The 15,626-nt window shown below is 66.3% G+C and carries 13 protein-coding genes; 8 read left to right on the forward strand and 5 right to left on the reverse strand.

Annotation, left to right across the window (positions count from 1 at the left end):
* Window positions 1–267: 267 nt before the first annotated feature.
* Window positions 268–1,431, forward strand: coding sequence for a cation:proton antiporter (locus tag VGQ94_04440; GenBank protein ID HEV2021754.1), 1,164 nt, complete (start codon window positions 268–270; stop codon window positions 1,429–1,431).
* Between the two features lie 295 nt (window positions 1,432–1,726).
* On the forward strand, window positions 1,727–2,473 hold the full coding sequence (gene fabG, locus VGQ94_04445) for a 3-oxoacyl-[acyl-carrier-protein] reductase (protein HEV2021755.1): 747 nt from the start codon (window positions 1,727–1,729) through the stop codon (window positions 2,471–2,473).
* 52 nt (window positions 2,474–2,525) lie between these two features.
* On the opposite strand, the gene VGQ94_04450 is transcribed toward fabG, so the two are convergent.
* The 3 genes from VGQ94_04450 to VGQ94_04460 are packed head-to-tail and all read right to left on the reverse strand — an operon-like array spanning window position 2,526 to window position 6,188.
* Entirely contained in the window at window positions 2,526–4,229 is a 1,704-nt protein-coding gene (locus VGQ94_04450) for a CRTAC1 family protein (protein ID HEV2021756.1), read from the reverse strand.
* A complete protein-coding gene (locus VGQ94_04455; protein HEV2021757.1) occupies window positions 4,226–4,855 on the reverse strand; it encodes a response regulator transcription factor in 630 nt (209 codons plus the stop codon). Before VGQ94_04455 ends, VGQ94_04450 begins: the two co-directional genes overlap by 4 nt.
* Window positions 4,845–6,188, reverse strand: coding sequence for an ATP-binding protein (locus tag VGQ94_04460; GenBank protein HEV2021758.1), 1,344 nt, complete (start codon window positions 6,186–6,188; stop codon window positions 4,845–4,847). Before VGQ94_04460 ends, VGQ94_04455 begins: the two co-directional genes overlap by 11 nt.
* Before the next feature lie 28 nt (window positions 6,189–6,216).
* On the opposite strand from VGQ94_04460, the gene VGQ94_04465 reads away from it, so the two are divergent.
* The 6 genes from VGQ94_04465 (at window position 6,217) to VGQ94_04490 (ending at window position 12,977) form a co-directional block, all read left to right on the forward strand.
* The gene (locus VGQ94_04465; GenBank protein ID HEV2021759.1) at window positions 6,217–6,786 is read left to right on the forward strand and encodes a GNAT family N-acetyltransferase; all 570 of its coding nucleotides are present in this window, start codon (window positions 6,217–6,219) and stop codon (window positions 6,784–6,786) included.
* 55 nt (window positions 6,787–6,841) lie between these two features.
* Window positions 6,842–7,231 (forward strand): helix-turn-helix transcriptional regulator, encoded by a 390-nt coding sequence (locus tag VGQ94_04470; GenBank protein HEV2021760.1) that lies wholly within the window; start codon window positions 6,842–6,844, stop codon window positions 7,229–7,231.
* A gap of 124 nt (window positions 7,232–7,355) precedes the next feature.
* On the forward strand, window positions 7,356–7,976 hold the full coding sequence (locus VGQ94_04475) for an MXAN_5187 C-terminal domain-containing protein (GenBank protein HEV2021761.1): 621 nt from the start codon (window positions 7,356–7,358) through the stop codon (window positions 7,974–7,976).
* 64 nt (window positions 7,977–8,040) lie between these two features.
* On the forward strand, window positions 8,041–9,600 hold the full coding sequence (gene purH / locus VGQ94_04480; GenBank protein ID HEV2021762.1) for a bifunctional phosphoribosylaminoimidazolecarboxamide formyltransferase/IMP cyclohydrolase: 1,560 nt from the start codon (window positions 8,041–8,043) through the stop codon (window positions 9,598–9,600).
* A 57-nt stretch (window positions 9,601–9,657) separates the two neighbouring features.
* On the forward strand, window positions 9,658–11,805 hold the full coding sequence (locus VGQ94_04485) for a tetratricopeptide repeat protein (GenBank protein ID HEV2021763.1): 2,148 nt from the start codon (window positions 9,658–9,660) through the stop codon (window positions 11,803–11,805).
* A 59-nt stretch (window positions 11,806–11,864) separates the two neighbouring features.
* Complete coding sequence (locus VGQ94_04490; GenBank protein ID HEV2021764.1) at window positions 11,865–12,977, forward strand: deoxyguanosinetriphosphate triphosphohydrolase; 1,113 nt, start codon at window positions 11,865–11,867, stop codon at window positions 12,975–12,977.
* 235 nt (window positions 12,978–13,212) lie between these two features.
* Here VGQ94_04490 and VGQ94_04495 read toward each other — a convergent pair whose 3' ends face one another.
* Both VGQ94_04495 and VGQ94_04500 read right to left on the reverse strand, forming a co-directional pair.
* Window positions 13,213–14,109 carry a sensor domain-containing diguanylate cyclase gene (locus VGQ94_04495; GenBank protein HEV2021765.1) on the reverse strand — a complete coding sequence of 299 codons (897 nt, stop codon included), beginning with the start codon at window positions 14,107–14,109 and terminating at the stop codon, window positions 13,213–13,215.
* A 6-nt stretch (window positions 14,110–14,115) separates the two neighbouring features.
* Entirely contained in the window at window positions 14,116–15,588 is a 1,473-nt protein-coding gene (locus tag VGQ94_04500) for a M20/M25/M40 family metallo-hydrolase (GenBank protein HEV2021766.1), read from the reverse strand.
* Window positions 15,589–15,626: the final 38 nt, after the last annotated feature.

Raw genomic sequence — 15,626 nt, forward strand, 5'->3', positions numbered from 1 at the left:
GCGCGCCTATCGCTGGTTTGCCGCGCGTCGGCATCGCTTTTCCGCCGCCTGCGCCATTCATCCCACGCCACCCGCCGAGGCCAAGCGCCCCGCCGCCTGACTCCTGTTATCTCCTTACATTACATTCCGAGCCGAAGGCGAGGAATCCCTACCTGCCCATCACAATCCCTGAGGGTAGGGCTCCCTCGCTGCGCTCGGGATATTGAGAATCGAACCAGACGGCCGATTCCTGTGGCGGTCCGTCATCCCATGCAGTAAAAACTCTGCATGCCCCACGGCGGCGAATCTCTCCTGCTGGAGCTCTTCCTCATCTTCGTCTCGGCGAAGCTGCTGGGGGAGATCTTCGAGCGTCTCTCGCTCCCCGCCGTACTGGGAGAGATGCTGGCCGGAGTGCTGCTCGGCCCGGGTCTGCTGAAGGTCGTGAGCCCCAGCGAGACCACGGTCTCCCTGGCCGCGCTGGGCGCGATTTTTCTGCTCTTCACCGTCGGCCTGGAAATCCATCCCAAGGAGCTGACCGGCGTGGGACGGACAGCGCTGGCCGTGGCCGCAGCGGGCGTGACCGTCCCCTTCGTGCTTGGCTTCGGATTCATGAGCCTGCGCGGCTCCTCCAGCCCGGAAGCGCTGTTCGTAGCTGCGGCCATGGTGGCCACCAGCGTGGGCATCACCGCGCGCGTGCTGCGCGACTTGCAGGCGTTGGAGACGCGCGCCGCCCGCGTCATCCTGGGTGCCGCCGTCTTTGATGACATCCTGGGAATGCTGGCGCTGGCGGTGGTCGTGAGCCGCGCCCAGGCCGGCCCGGGCCAGTGGGTACAACTGGGCGCGCTGGCGGCGGTGTCCCTGGCCTTCGCCCTGTTCATGCTCTTTGTGGCGCCGCGCGTGGTCCGCCGCATGCAGCCGCGGGTGGAAGGCCTGTCGCTGCGCGACGCACCGCTCATCGTCGCCCTCGGCCTTTGCCTGGGCCTCTCGGCGGCGGCGGAGGAGATCGGCATGGCGGCCATCATCGGCGCCTTCTTCGCCGGCCTGGCCTTCGCCGAGCTCTCCCCGGAATGGAACCTGCAGCCGCGCGCCAACGCCCTCAACGAATTCCTGGCGCCCTTCTTCTTCTTCACCCTGGGAGCGCAACTCGACCTGCACGTCTTCTCCGGCCGCGTGCTGGTCACGGCCGTGGTCCTCTCGCTGCTGGCCATCGCCGCCAAGGTGGTGGGATGCGGCCTTCCCGTCCTCGGCCAGGGACGCAGCGAAGCCCTGCGCGTAGGCGTGGGCATGACCCCGCGCGGCGAGGTGGGAATGATCGTCGCCGCCGTCGGCCTCAGCCTGAAAACCATCTCTCAGGAAGCCTATGCAGTGGTGCTGTTTATGACCGCCGTCACCACGCTGGTGGCGCCGCCCTGGCTCCGCTACCTCTTTCGGAAGGACGCGCGCGCCGGGTAGCGCCGACATCCTGCCGGCCATGCACCCACATCAGATGCGGAGGTGAGGGTCGCGTTCCTAGGTCTTGCTAATGCGTCGACCGGCTGCACGCTTCTTGACAGGCCCGCGTCCACCAGGTTTCTTCGCGGCGCGCTTTTTCGCTGCCGTCATTCTTCCGCCTCTGCTTTTCTTTGCCATTTTGAAATCCTCTCCTTGATCTCTCGTAGCGTTTCACTTGGTGCAGTTGGATGTCAAGCGGAACGCCTAGCGCTGGCGCGCAGCGTATAATCTCGGGCTTCAATCCCAGGAGACGGAGATGCCGGGAATAGAAGGCCGGATAGCGCTGGTGACGGGAGCCTCGCAGGGCATAGGGCGGGCCTGCGCGCTGGAGCTTGCCCGCAGCGGCGCGGCTGTTGCCGCTGCCGCCCGCAGCCGCGACAAGCTCGACGCCCTGGTGGCTGAGATCACCGCCGCCGGCGGCAAGGCTGCCGCCTTTCCCATGGACGTCGCCAAGGAAGATGACATCAAGGCCGGCGTGAAGGCGGCCATCGCGCACTTCGGCAAGCTCGACATCCTGGTGAACAACGCCGGCATCACCCGCGACCAACTGGTGATGCGCATGAAGCGCGCCGACTGGGACGACGTCCTCTCCACCAACCTCACCGCCGCCTTCCTGTGCACGCGCGAGGTGATGGGCCCCATGCTCAAGCAGCGCTGGGGACGCATCATCAACATCACCAGCATCTTCGGACAGATGGGCCAGGCGGGACAGGCGAACTACGCCGCCTCGAAGGCCGGCCTCGTCGGGCTGACCATGGCCGTGGCGCGCGAGGTGGCCTCGCGCAACATCACCGTCAACGCCGTGGCCCCGGGCTACATCGAGACCGCCATGACCGCCGGCCTCTCCGCGGAATTGAAGGAGACGGTGCTGAAGATGATCCCGCTGGGCCGCGCCGGCTCGGACTCGGACGTCGCCCACGCCGTCCGCTTCCTGGCCTCAGAAGAGGCGAGCTATATCACCGGACACGTGCTCAACGTGAACGGTGGCATGTTGATGGGCTAGGCCACTTCCTGCTTTCTCTGCGAACTCCGCGCATTCTCAGCCAACTCTGCGGTTAGAAGCTCGACAGCGGAGTGATCCCCTTCCCCTCCACGCATTCATAGGCGCGACCCGCCGTCAGGTTCTTGTGCTCCTCGACGCGGCCGCTCGGCCACTGGAGCACCGCGCGCTCGATGCGGTCGCGCTTCCCCAGCCCGAAGGTTACGGGCAGCTCCGACTGCGAGAGGTAGCTGGACCCGCCCTTCACCAGGCGGGACTGGCTGGCGCCCGCATAGAAGATGCGGACCACGGCGCCGATGGCGTCGCGGTTCGACTGCGTGCCGGTCAAGCGGAAGCGGATGCTGCGGTTCCCGGCGAGCTGGTCGTTGCGGTAGAGGAAGGCGGGGCCGCTGTTGGTGGTGAGCAGTAGGTCCACATCGCCGTCGCGGTCGAAATCGCCGCAGGCCAGGCCGCGGCCGACTTTGGGCTGGCTGAAGCCGCCACCGGCTTCCCCGGCCACGTCGCGGAATTTCCCCGCGCCGCCGTTCAGGAAGAGCTGCGGCGGCTGGGCATAGCCCACGTTGCCGCGGATGCTGCGCACCGTCTCGTCAATGTGGCCGTTGGCCACCGCCAGGTCCAGCCAGCCGTCCAGGTCGGCGTCGAAGAACATGCAGCCAAAGCCCAGCGTGGTCTTGGACGCCGTCCCGATTCCGGCGGGCGTCGCCACGTCCTCATAGGCGCCGTTGCGAAAGAAGCGGTACAGCCCGATCATCTCGTTGTCGAAGTTGGTGATGGCCACCCCCGGGACGCCCGAGTTGTCGAAATCGGCGGCGTCCACTCCCATGCCAGCGCGCGCTTTTCCCTCGGCGCTGAAGGCGACTCCTTCTTCGACGGCCACGTCCTTGAATGTCCCGTTGCGCTGGTTGCGATAGAGCTTGTTGGGCTGGGTGTCGTTGGCCACCAGCAGGTCGGGCCAGCCCTCGGTTCCGGGAAGCATCGCCACCCCCAGCGACTTCGAGCTGGTGTCGAAGATGCCGCTCTTGGCGGTGACGTCCTCGAAGGTCCCGTTGCCGCGATTGCGGAAGAGCCAACAGGTTTCGCCGCGGTAGGCCTCGGGCGTGCAATAGGACTTGTGCTTGCCGTCTAGGCTGCAAAAGACGTCGTGCTCCGGCGACCACTTCACGTAGTTGCACACGAACAGGTCGAGCAGGCCGTCGCGGTCGTAGTCCAGCCACAGCGCCGAGGTGCTGAAGCCCGCGCGGCCCTCGAGCCCGGCGGCGCGCGTCACGTCCACGAACGTTCCCTTCCCAGTATTCCTGAACAATCGGTTCTGCCCCAGGCAGGTGATCAGCAGGTCGGGGAAGCCGTCGTTGTTGTAGTCGCCCACCGCAACGCCCATGCCGTACATCTCGACGTCGAGGCCGGCGCGGCGGGTGACGTCGGTGAACGTTCCGTTGCGGTTGTTGCGATAGAGACGCAATGTGCTGCGCTGGCGCTCGTGCCCTGCCCAGTCCATGCCGTTGATGAGCAGGATGTCCTGCCAGCCGTCGCCGTCGTAGTCGAGGAAGGCGCAACCCGAGCCCAGTGTCTCGGGCAGCAGCTTGCCGCCATAGGCGCCGCTATTGTGGCGGAACTGGATGCCGGCCTTGGCCGTCACATCCACCAGGCGGAAACCGAGCCCCGGCGCCTGCGGAGCGGGCGCCGCCAGCAACTCTTCGAGCCCGACTTGCGAAGCGGCGGCCAGCACGGCCAGGCCGGAAAGAAAGCTGCGGCGGTTCACGGCAGGTTCACCAGGCCTTTGCGGATGGCGTACACCACCAGCTCGGCGGTCTTGTGGATGTGCAGCGCGTTCATGATGTTGGCGCGATGTACGGCCACGGTGTTGGCGCTCAGCCCGAGCTGCGTGGCGATCTGCTTTGCCGTCTTCCCGTCCACGATGAACTGCAGAACCTCCAGCTCCCGCGCAGTCAGGCCCAGGTTCCGCTCGCCCTTCAGCACGGCCGCGCGGGAGACTTGCGGATCGAGCACGATCTCCCCCGCCGCGACGCGCCGCACCGCGGCCACCAGGTCGAGGTCCACGGCGTTCTTCAGGACGTAGCCGCGAGCGCCGGCTTCGAGCGCCTGCCGCACCAGCGTGTCCTCGGAGTGCATGCTCAACATCAGGATGCGCGCCTGCGCCGACTCCTGCAGGATCTTGCGCGTCGCATTCAGTCCGCTCATGCCGGGCATGGCGCAGTCCATGACGATGACGTTGGGGTTCAGCTCTCTCGCCAACTGGACGGCCGCGGTGCCGTCGCCCGCCTCGCCCACCACGGCCACGTCGGGCGCGTCTTCCAGGATGAGCCGCAGGCCGCGGCGCACCAGGGCGTGGTCGTCCACCAGCAGGACGGAGATCTTATCCGGCATGAGAATCCCCCTTCTCCCTTGGCACCCGCAGCCGCACCAGCGTCCCCCCGGGCGCCGGCCGCAGCAGCTCGAGGCTTCCGCCCAGCAACTCGGCGCGCTCGCGCATGGCCACCAGCCCGATCCCCGGCTTGCCCTTCTGGACTCCCAGCCCGGCGCCGTGATCTTCCACCTCGAGTTCCAAAGATTCCGGCAGGAAGCGCAGGCGCACCCAGGCCTGCTTGGCGCCCGAGTGCCGCGCCACGTTGTTCACCGCCTCCTGCAACACACGATAGATGTGCACCCCGCTCTCGCCCTCCACCGGGAACGGCGTCCCCGATTTCTCGTAGGCGAGTGCCAGCCCGGTCTGCCGCTCCACGGTGGGAAGATACCAGTCCAGCGTGCTCTCCAGGCCCATCTCATCCAGCATGACCGGGTGCAGCGCCTGGGAAAGGGTGCGCACTTTGTCCAGCGACGACTGCACGATCTCGCAGACCTCGCGCAGCTCGCCGCGCAGCGGGCTGCCCTCGGGCGCATGGCTGCCGGCGCGCGTCAGCATGGCGCCGGTTGCGGTCAGCACCTGGCCAAACTCGTCGTGCAGCTCGCGCGAGATGTGGCGCAGCGTGGATTCCTGGGTCGCGATCAGCGTCTGCGCCAGCTCGCTGCGCTGGCGGGAGAGCACGTCCAGCCGGGCAAAGATGGCGCGGTTGGAGCGGATCAGGTACAGGCTGGTCAGCAGGATGGTGATCAGCGTGGCCAGCAGGAACACGTAGACCTGTCGCTGCACCGCATCGTAAATCGCCGCCACGCGCTCGGCTGCCTGCTGCTCGCTCTCGTTGTTCTGCACCAGCAGCCGCGAGACCGCCGTGCTCAGCGCCGCCTGCCGCGCCTGCAGCGTGATGCGGATCTGCTCCCGCGCCTCTTTTTCCTTGCCCTCTCCCGCCAGCGCGAAGGTGCGGTCGGCGGCGTCCCAGAACTGCGCCACCGAGCTGCGCAGGTATTGCTTCTGCTCCGGCGTGCGGTCGGCCGGGGCCAGGCCCTCTTCCAATCGCAGCGCGTCGTCCAGGTCCACCCGCGTGCGCTGGAACTGCGCCGACCACGCGGGCAGCGGATAGGGTTCGTCGCCCGCCAGCATGTCCCGCATGGCCAGCCCCAGCGAGTTCAAGTCATTCTGGATGCGCAGCAGTTGCAACGAGTCCTTGCGGTTGCGATCCACCATGTCGGTCTGCAGCTTGCGCAGCCCCGAGATCTGCCGAACGATGTACCCGGAATAGGCCACCACCGCGCCCAGGGTGATGATCAGGCCCAGCAGGAGAGCTGCCGTGGGAGAGCGGCCGGGGGCGGGCGGGCGCGGCACGTCCTTTAGAATAAACTAGGGCTGGTCTATGAGCTCTGACCACAAGCGTAGCGCTGCCGTCCCGGCGGCTGTCTCGGGGGCGTCTCGCCCCCGCAGCGACGCGGCGCTAAGAATCCTCCCGGCAGCTACGCCGGTACAGATCGAGCAGGCGCGCCAGCTCTTCCTGGAGTACGCCCAATCGCTGGGCTTCAGCCTGTGCTTCCAGAGCTTCGACAAGGAAATGGCCGGGCTGCCCGGAGACTATGCGCCGCCCGAGGGTCGCCTGCTGCTGGCCGAGCATGAGGGAAAAACCGCAGGCTGCGTGGCGCTGCACAAGCTGAGCGACGGCATCTGCGAGATGAAGCGGCTCTATGTGCGCCCGGAGTTCCGCGGCAAGGCGCTGGGCCGCGCGCTGGCGGAGCGTGTCATCCAGGAGGCGCGCGCCATGGGTTACTCGCGCATGCGCCTAGACACCATCGTGGGCAAGATGGACTCGGCCATCGCCCTGTATCGCGAGCTGGGCTTCCGCGAAATCCCCCCATATCGGGAAAATCCCGTTGCCGGAGCCATTTACATGGAACTGGATCTGGTCGGGAAAGCGCTCGGCAAGGAAAAATAGTCCCCCGGAGCTTAGAAAAAAAATCCACTTGCCAGACGGTGCGACTCTGATTACTATGCAGCCACCTTCCCGGGCACACGGCATCACTCAGATGAATATTGGCGAGACCATCCGAAGCTTCCGCCTGCAAAGGGGCATGTCGCAAGGCGACATCGAGAAGCGTACGGGCCTGCTGCGCTGCTACCTCTCGCGGGTGGAGAACGGCCACACCATTCCCTCTCTCGACACCCTAGCCAAAATCGCCGGCGCCATGGAGCTTCCGTTGGCGCAGTTCTTCGCCGACCAGGCCCGCGACAACGGCCACGCCCGCAACATCCCGCAACTGAGCGAAGACCAGGTGCGCTTCCTCAGCCAGGTGCGGCGCTACTCCGCCAGCCTCAACGATAGCGACCGCAAGCTGGTGCTGGCCATGGTCAAGAAAATGGCCGCCAGCTCCGGGAAATAGCCCCCGGCGCCTCCCTGCCCCTCCCCTCTCCTTTGTGATATATTCCGCTTTCCCGGCAGATGAGGATGGCCGCGTTTTTCCTGCCCGTTTCGAGCCGCCGCCGCCGGGTGCCGCGAGGTGATTCGTGACCGTAGACGAGGAAATCAGTCTCCTCGAAGAGACGGTGCGCCGCCTGAAGATCGAGTATGACGTGTACTTCGGCGGCGGCTCCAAGAGGCCTCCGGCCGACACCGAGTGGCGCGTCCAGTCCATCCTCAAGAAGTACAGCGACACGCACAAGATGAGCTTTCCCCAGCGCTTCAAATACAACTCCATCGTGCAGCGCTACGCCCTGTTCAGCGACCTGTGGCGGCAGAAGCTGAAGATCAAGGAGGAGGGCTACCGCCGTCCCCAGGACGCGGTGCTGGGCATCCAGGGGCTGCGCATCGAGGAGGACCAGGCCGCCGCCGAAGCCCTGGAGCAGGGGATGAGGCCGAAGGCAGACGAGGGCGAGAAGCCTTTCACCACCCACTGCTCCGACGCCGACGCCGACCACGAAAACGTCCAGCAACTGTTCAATGCCATGACCGAGGCGCGCAAGCGGGCCGGCGACGCCGGCGCCGGCTCCGCCAACTTCGATTCCTTCAAGGCCTTCGTCAAGAAAAAGACCGAGCAGATCCGCAAGGACTACGGCTGCCATGCGGTCGAATACTCGGTGGAGATGGAAGCCGGCCAAGTGCGGCTCAAGGCCAAAGCCAAGACCTGAGCGCCCCGATTGCTTTGCCTGATATTCTTATTGCATCACCCAACAACCTGCCCGAGGAAGAGACGTGCCTAAGATCCAGCGCGCCATCCTAAGCGTGACCGATAAGTCCGGCCTCGCCGAGTTCGCCCGCCAGCTCGCCGCCCTGGGAGTGGAACTAGTCTCCACCGGCGGTACCGCCAAACTGCTGCGCGACTCCGGCATCGCGGTGAAGGACGTGAGTGAACTCACCGGCTTTCCCGAGATGCTCGACGGCCGGGTGAAGACGCTGCACCCCAAGGTCTACGGCGGCATCCTGCACGTGCGCCAGAACCCGGCGCACCGCGCCGCGGTGGCCGAGCATGGCATCGCCCCCATCGACATGGTGGTGGTGAATCTCTACGCCTTCGAAAAGACCGCCGCCAAACCCGGCGTGCGCTTCGAAGAGATGGTGGAGAACATCGACATCGGCGGACCCTCGATGATCCGCTCCGCCGCCAAGAATTTTCAGGACGTAGCCATCGTCACCTCGCCCCAGGATTACTCCGCCATCGCCGAAGAGATGAAACAATCGGGCGGCGAGCTTTCCCTCGCCACTCGCTGGCGCCTGGCGCAGAAGGCCTTCGCCACCACCGCCGCCTACGATTCCGCTATCGCCTCCACTCTGGAGCGGGTGAGCAGCAACGGCGCCGGCTTCGAGCTCGCGCCGCCGGCCGGGTTCCCGCAGACATTGCGGCTCTCGCTCAACAAAGTCCTCGACCTGCGCTACGGCGAGAATCCCCACCAGAAAGCAGCCATGTACGCCGACGGCTCGGGCGCGGGCGTAGCCAACGGCCGCCAGCTCCAGGGCAAGGAGCTTTCCTACAACAACCTCGTGGACCTGCAGGCAGCCTGGGACCTGGCGCAGGAGTTCACCGAGCCGGTGTGCGTCATCATCAAGCACACCAATCCCTGCGGCACCGCCACGGGAACGACTCTGCTCGAGGCCTACCAGAAGGCGCTGGCCTGCGACCCGGTCTCCGCCTTCGGCAGCGTCATCGGCGTGAACCGCGTCGTGGATGCCGCGGCGGCGGAGGAGATGGCCCAGCTTTTCGTCGAAGCCATCGCCGCCCCGGGTTTCGACCCGGACGCTCGCGCCCGCTTCGCCGCCAAGAAGAACCTGCGGCTGGTGGAGATCGTTTCCGCGCCGCCGAAATGGACTCTCAAGCATGTCTCCGGCGGCGCGCTGCTGCAGGACGAAGACGTTCGCCCGCTCTCCGACGCCGACCTGAAGGTGGTCAGCAAGCGCCCGCCGAGCGAGGAGGAGATGCGCGCCCTGCTCTTCGCCTGGAAGGTGTGCAAGCACGTGAAGTCGAACGCCATCGTCTATGCGCGCGACGGCCAAACGGTGGGCGTGGGCGCCGGCCAGATGAGCCGCGTGGATTCCTGCAAGCTCGGCGCCATGAAAGCCGTCCTGCCGCTCAAGGGAACGGTCGCCGCCTCCGACGCCTTCTTCCCCTTCCCCGACGGCGTGGAGGAGATCGCCAAGGCCGGCGCCACCGCCATCATCCAGCCCGGCGGCTCGGTGAAGGACCAGGAAGTCATCGCCGCCGTCGATCGCCTGGGCCTGGCCATGGTCCTCACCGGCGTAAGGCATTTCCGGCACTGAGTGGCGAGTCTCCGCCGCGTGTTCTAGAATACTGAAGAAGGAAAACCATCCGGCCCAATGAAGAATCCCACAGTCCTGCTGCTCTCTTTGCTGTTCTTCCTGCTGCTGACCTCGTGCTCCGAGACCACGCGCGCGGCTGCGCAACCGCCCGCGCCGCCCACAGCGACCGCGCCGGAAACCCAGACGCCGGCCGCACCGGCCCCTGCGTCCCAGAGCGCGCCGCCCGCCGCGGCGGCCGAGAGCAAGCCCGCGGTCGAACCCGATCGCGCCGCTGCTTACTACCACTACTCGCTGGCGCATGTGTACGAGGAGCTGGCGACGGTGTATGGCCGCTCCGAGTTCGTCAGCAAGGCCGTTGACGAATACCGCGCGGCGCTTGCCGCCGATCCCGGCTCGGAATACCTCAACTCCGAGCTGGCCGAGCTCTACGCCAAGACCGGCCGCATCCGCGACGCGGTGCTGGAGGCGCAGGAGATCCTCAAGCGCGATCCCAACAACCTCGAGGCCCACCGCCTGCTGGGCCGCGTCTACCTGCGCTCCCTCGGCGACCTGCAGTCCGGGCAGTCGCAGTCGGTGCTCAAGCTCACCATCGAGCAGTTCGAGGCCCTGGCCCGGCTGGAGCCCAAGAACGTCGAGAACCACCTGCTGCTCGGCCGCCTCTATCGGCTGAACAACGACCTGCTCAAAGCCGAGGCCGCTTTCAAGAAAGCGGTGGAGGTGCAGCCGGACGCCGAGGAAGCGGTCACCAGCTTGGCCTATCTCTACAACGAAGAGGGCGACTCCAGGCGCGCCATCGCGGTGCTGGAGTCCGTGCCCGAAGGCGCGCGCTCCGCCAAGATCTACTCCGCGCTGGGTTATACCCAGGAGCAGCAGAAGAACTACAAGCAGGCCGTCGCCGCCTACCAGAAGGCGGTCGAGCTGGATAAGGAGAACCTGGACGCGATGCGCGGCCTGGCCCAGAACCTGGCCTTCGACAACCATCCGGAGGCGGCGCTGGAGCAGTACAAGGCCATCGCCGAGGCCGACCCGCAGGACCCTCAGTCCTACCTGCGCATGGCCGACATCTACCGCCGCATGGGCAAGTTCGACTCCGCCGTCGAAAATCTGAAGAAAGCAGCGGGGCTGGTCCCGGACTCGCTCGAGGTCGCCTACAACATCGCGCTGGTCTATGAGACCCAGGGCCGCTACGAAGAGGTCGTACCCATTCTTCAAAAGCTGCTGGAGAAGACGGTCAAGCCCGACGGTAGCTACTCCCCCGGCGACCGCAGCAACCGCTCCGTCTTCCTGGAGCGGCTGGGGACCGTCTATCGCACCATGCACAAGACCCAGTCCGCCGTCGAGACCTTCCAGAAGATGCTGGAACTGGGCGACGAGAACGCCTCCCGCGGCTATCAGCAGATGATTGAGACCTACCGCGACGCCAAGCAGTGGCCGCAGGCCACCTCTGTGGCCAAGGAGGCCGCCGCTAAGCTGCCCCAGGACCGCACCTTGCAGTTCATCCTCGCCGGCCAATTGGCCGACGGCCCCGATCCGGAAAGCGCTTTGGCCAAGGTCAAGGCCATGCTCAAGGGCGGCCCCGAGGATCGCGAGGTTTATATCACCCTGGCCCAGATGAACAGCCGCCTCAAGCGCTGGAACGAAGCCGAAGAGGCGATCACGCAGGCTGGCAAGCTCTCCACGCGCGACGAAGAGAAGGAGTACGTCAACTTCATGCTGGCCTCCATGTACGAGCGCCAGAAGAAGTACGAGGCGGCCGAGGAGATGTTCAAGAAGATCCTTGCCGCCGATCCCAACAACGCCACCGTCCTCAACTACCTGGGCTACATGCTCGCCGACCGCGGGCTGCGCCTGGAGGAGGCCCTGGGACACGTGAAGAAGGCGGTGGCACTGGAGCCGCAGAACGGCGCTTACCTGGACTCCCTGGGCTGGGCCTACTTCAAGCTCGGCAACTATGACCTGGCCGAGGAGAGCCTGCGCAAGGCTACCGAGCGCATCCCCAACGACCCCACCGTCCAGGACCACCTGGGCGACCTCTACCAGAAAACGGGGCGGCTGAAGCTGGCGGCGGCGCACTGGGAGCGGGCGCTGGAGGAGTGGGGCCGCGCCGTTCCCGCCGAGGTCGAGTCCGCCGACGTCGCCAAAGTGCAGAAGAAGCTGGAGTCGGCCAAGATCCGGCTGGCCCGCCAGGGCGACGGCAAGAAGTAACGGACCGTGCGGCACAGCCGTCCTCGGCTGTGCGGGTTCCCCGGTGTAAACTCACCCCCATGTTGGCTCCCTACGCGGTGCGCGTGGAGCAGTCGCGCGGACGCCGCCATCCCGAGCCCGCGCATCCCTATCGCGACGACTTCCAGCGCGACCGCGACCGCGTCGTCCACTCCCGCGCCTTCCGCCGCCTGGAGAACAAGACCCAGGTCTTCACCCGCCGCCTCTCCGACCACTTCCGCAACCGGCTCACTCACAGCATCGAGGTCTCGCAGATCTCCCGCACCCTCGCCGCCCAGCTCGGCCTGAACTCGGAGCTGGTGGAGGCGCTGGCGCTGGTGCACGACGTCGGCCATCCGCCCTTCGGCCACTCCGGGGAAAAGACGCTCGACGCCGCCATGCGCGCCCATGGCGATTCCTTCGACCACAACCTGCACGCGCTGCGCATCGTCGAGGATTTCGAAGTGCGCTACGCCGCCTTCCGCGGCTTGAACCTCACCTTCGAGGTGCGTGAGGGCATCATCAAGCACTCGCGCGACTACAAGCTGGCGGACTACCCGCAGCTCGCCGAGTACCAGCTTGGCCAGCGCCCGCCGCTCGAGGCCCAGCTCATCGACCTCACCGACGAGATCGCCTACAACACCGCCGACCTCGACGACGGCTACGAAGCCAAGCTGCTCAAGCTGGGAGAGATCCGCGAGCGCGTCGGCATCTTCGACCGCTTCTACCGCGAGGCGGAGAGAAAATATCCCGCGGCCATAGAGAAGCTGAAGTTCAACGAGGCGCTCAAGCGCATGCTCGACCGCATGGCCAGCGACCTCATCACGAACACGCGCGCGCGCATCGAGGCCGCGGGGGTGAATTCGCTCGAGGACGTGCGCGCCCATGGCGAGCGCCTGGCCGCCTTCAGCCCGGAGGTGGACGCCGAGCGCCTCCAGGCCAAGGCCTTCCTCAACCAGCGCCTTTACTCCAACTCCGCGCTCAAGCCGGAGAAGGCCCACTCCGAGCGAGTGATTGCTGAGCTATTCAAGTACTGGGTCGCCCATCCCGAAGCCCTGCCCAAGACCTACCGCGAGAAGGCCCGACACGAGCCGCCCCACCGCGTGGTCTGCGATTACATCGCCGGCATGACCGACCACTACATTCTGGAGCAGCACGAGAAGTACTGTCCTTGATCTTGATTTTCGCTTGTCACCCTGAGCGAGGCCGGAGTCCTGCTTTGCGGGACGACGGCCGAGTCGAAAGACCCCTACCCTGCCACAGGCCAGAAGCGCGCGCGAGGGCGTTCTCCCCGAGCAGCCGCCCTGTCATCCTGAGCCCGCGCAGCGGGAGAAGGACCTTGCGTTTGGTTTTGGTGTGTCTTTAACCTTTTCCCTTTTCCCTTTTCCCTTTTACCTTTTTTCTTTCCCCCTACCGCCCCAGCCTCCGGTCGCGGCTGGGGGAGCGCCGGCGCAGGCGGATGGAGAGCATGCTGCGGTCGGCGCGGGCGAGGGTCCGCTCCAGCTTCTCGCCGGAGCGCCGCGCCGCCCAGCCCAGAGAGAACGGCACCGGAGCTTCCCTCTTGGCGGCCAGCTCCAGGCGGCGGGCGGTGGCCTCGGTGTTGGCCAGGTCCGCGCCCGGCAGCAGCACCACGAACTCGTCTCCGCCGGTGCGCACCACCCCTTCCTCGGCGCGCGTCTGGCGCATGAGGAAGCGGTTCATGCGGACCAGCACGTCGTCCCCCGCCTGGTGCCCGTAGCGGTCGTTGTAATGCTTGAAGTGGTCGATATCGACCGCCAGGCAGCCCCAGGACTGGCGCCGATTCCGCCAACGCCTCTCAAACTCCTCCAGGTAGCGGCGGTTGAAGCATCCGGTGAGCGGATCGCGGATGCTCTGCTCCTGCAACTGGCTCTCCAGCCGCTTGCGCAGGGTGATGTCCACCAGGATGCCGTGGTACAGCACTTCGCCGGTTCTGAGGTCGCGGGTGCGGTGGGCGGTGTCGATGACGGTGCGCACCTGGCCGTCCGGACGTCTGATTTGCAGCTCGAATTTCTGCACCGAGCCCTTGCGCTTCAGCAGTTCCATCTCCCGCCTGCGCATCTCGGGATCCACCAGGTCCGTCGCCTTGAGCTTCTGGAGCTGCTGCAGCGAGGAGGCTCCGCAGATCTCGAGCATCGCCGGATTGGCGTCCAGGATCTCCCCTCTATGGTTGGTGATGTAGATCCCCTCTTGCAGGCGATACACCAGCTCCCGCACGCTGTCGGGATCGCTCAGGCTGCGCCGGCGGCGGTCGAGGTTCCTGCTCGGTTTGAGACCGCGTTTCTTCATTGCGGATCAGGGCGCGGGCGCCGCGGCCACTCCGGCCACCACGTCGTACAGCACCCGGTACCCTCTGCGCAGCTCTTCCACCCGGATGCGCTCGTTGTCGGCGTGCTCCGTAGCTCCTTCCTCGGGAGTCACAGTATAGGGCGAGAATCCGTAGCTCGCGATGCCCAGCCCGCGGTAGCGCTGGTTCTCGGTGTATCCGCTGGTCATCCGCGGAGCCACCGGCGTGCCCGGGAAGTAGCGCGTCGCCGTCCGGCGGAAGGAGGCGAAGAGCGCGGTATCGAGCGGCGAGGCGTTGGCCACGCGGAACTCCGCGTTTTCGGGCTCCAGGGTCACGTTGGGGTCGTCCACCACGCGACGTATCTCTTCCAGGAACGCCTTGGGATCCTCGCCCGGAAGCAGGCGCACATCGAGGTGCGCTCCGGCTGTGCCGGGGATGACGTTGGTCTGCTGCGAGCCGCTCAGCATGGTCAGGGAGATGGTGTTGTGCAGCATGTAGTTGAGCAGCTCGTCGTCCTCCACCGACTTGCGGAAGCGCTTGTCGCCCAGCGCGCTCTTCAGGTCGCGGAACCAGCGGGCGCGCTCCCCCGTCTGCGAGGGCGCCATCAGCCGCAGGAACTCCTCGGTCACCGGCAGCGCCTTCAGCTCGGTCTGGTGTGCCAGGATTCGGTTCAGCGCGCGCACCAGGCGGTTGGGAGCGGAGTCGGAAATCGGCCGCGAGCCGTGCCCGGGACGTCCGCGCGCCGTCACCTTCAGCCAGAAGGGAGATTTCTCCGCCACGTCCACGCCGATGTACTTCACGCCCTTCTCGTCCTTCACATTCTCGCCGCCCTCGGTGATCAGGTACTCGGCGTTGCCGATGAGGTCGCGGCGGTGGGCGATCATCCAATCGGTGCCGGTACCGTCCGCCTCCTCGTCGGCGGTGGCCAGAAAGATCACGTCGCGGTCGAGCGCCACCTTCTCCCGCTTGAGCATGACCATCACCACCAGTTGCGCGAGGCCTTCGCTCTTCATGTCCTGCGCGCCGCGGCCGTACATCACGCCGTCCAGGATGGCGGCGCTGAACGGTGGCGCCTTCCAGCGCGCCGGGTCGCTGGTCACTACGTCCTCGTGGTTCAGCAGGATGATGGGGCGTCCCTTGCCGCTGCCCGCGAGGCGCGCGATCAGGTTGGCGCGTCCCGGCGCGTACTCGAAGACCTGGTTCTCGATGCCCTCACGGTCGAGGATCTGCTTGAAAAACGCGGCCGCGCGCGCCTCGTTGCCCGGGGGATTGGTGGTATCCACCTGCAGGTACTCCGCCATCCAGCGCACCGCCAGGTCGGAGTACTGCTCCATGCGGCCGGCCGGGATGGTGTCCGAAGGCAGCTTCTCGGCCGCAGCGGAGGCGGCCAGGCAAAAGAAAAAGATTGCAGTCAGAACAAGCTGCCGCCGCGCCGGAAGAATCATGATCTCCTTGCTCCCCAGGGAATCGAGCTCGTTCAAAGACGCCCAACTCTAACAGAATTGCCGCCGCTGTCCTG

It is taken from the genome of Terriglobales bacterium (genome assembly GCA_035937135.1).
Taxonomy (GTDB): domain Bacteria; phylum Acidobacteriota; class Terriglobia; order Terriglobales; family Acidobacteriaceae; genus DASYVL01.

Bases quoted from the DNA above. Each gene is read 5' to 3' on its own strand.
- VGQ94_04440 (HEV2021754.1), top strand. From the start codon at position 268: ATGCCCCACGGCGGCGAATCTCTCCTGCTGGAGCTCTTCCTCATCTTC.
- fabG (HEV2021755.1), top strand. From the start codon at position 1,727: ATGCCGGGAATAGAAGGCCGGATAGCGCTGGTGACGGGAGCCTCGCAG.
- VGQ94_04455 (HEV2021757.1), bottom strand. From the start codon at position 4,855: ATGCCGGATAAGATCTCCGTCCTGCTGGTGGACGACCACGCCCTGGTG.
- VGQ94_04465 (HEV2021759.1), top strand. From the start codon at position 6,217: ATGAGCTCTGACCACAAGCGTAGCGCTGCCGTCCCGGCGGCTGTCTCG.
- VGQ94_04470 (HEV2021760.1), top strand. From the start codon at position 6,842: ATGCAGCCACCTTCCCGGGCACACGGCATCACTCAGATGAATATTGGC.
- VGQ94_04485 (HEV2021763.1), top strand. From the start codon at position 9,658: ATGAAGAATCCCACAGTCCTGCTGCTCTCTTTGCTGTTCTTCCTGCTG.
- VGQ94_04490 (HEV2021764.1), top strand. From the start codon at position 11,865: ATGTTGGCTCCCTACGCGGTGCGCGTGGAGCAGTCGCGCGGACGCCGC.
- VGQ94_04495 (HEV2021765.1), bottom strand. From the start codon at position 14,109: ATGAAGAAACGCGGTCTCAAACCGAGCAGGAACCTCGACCGCCGCCGG.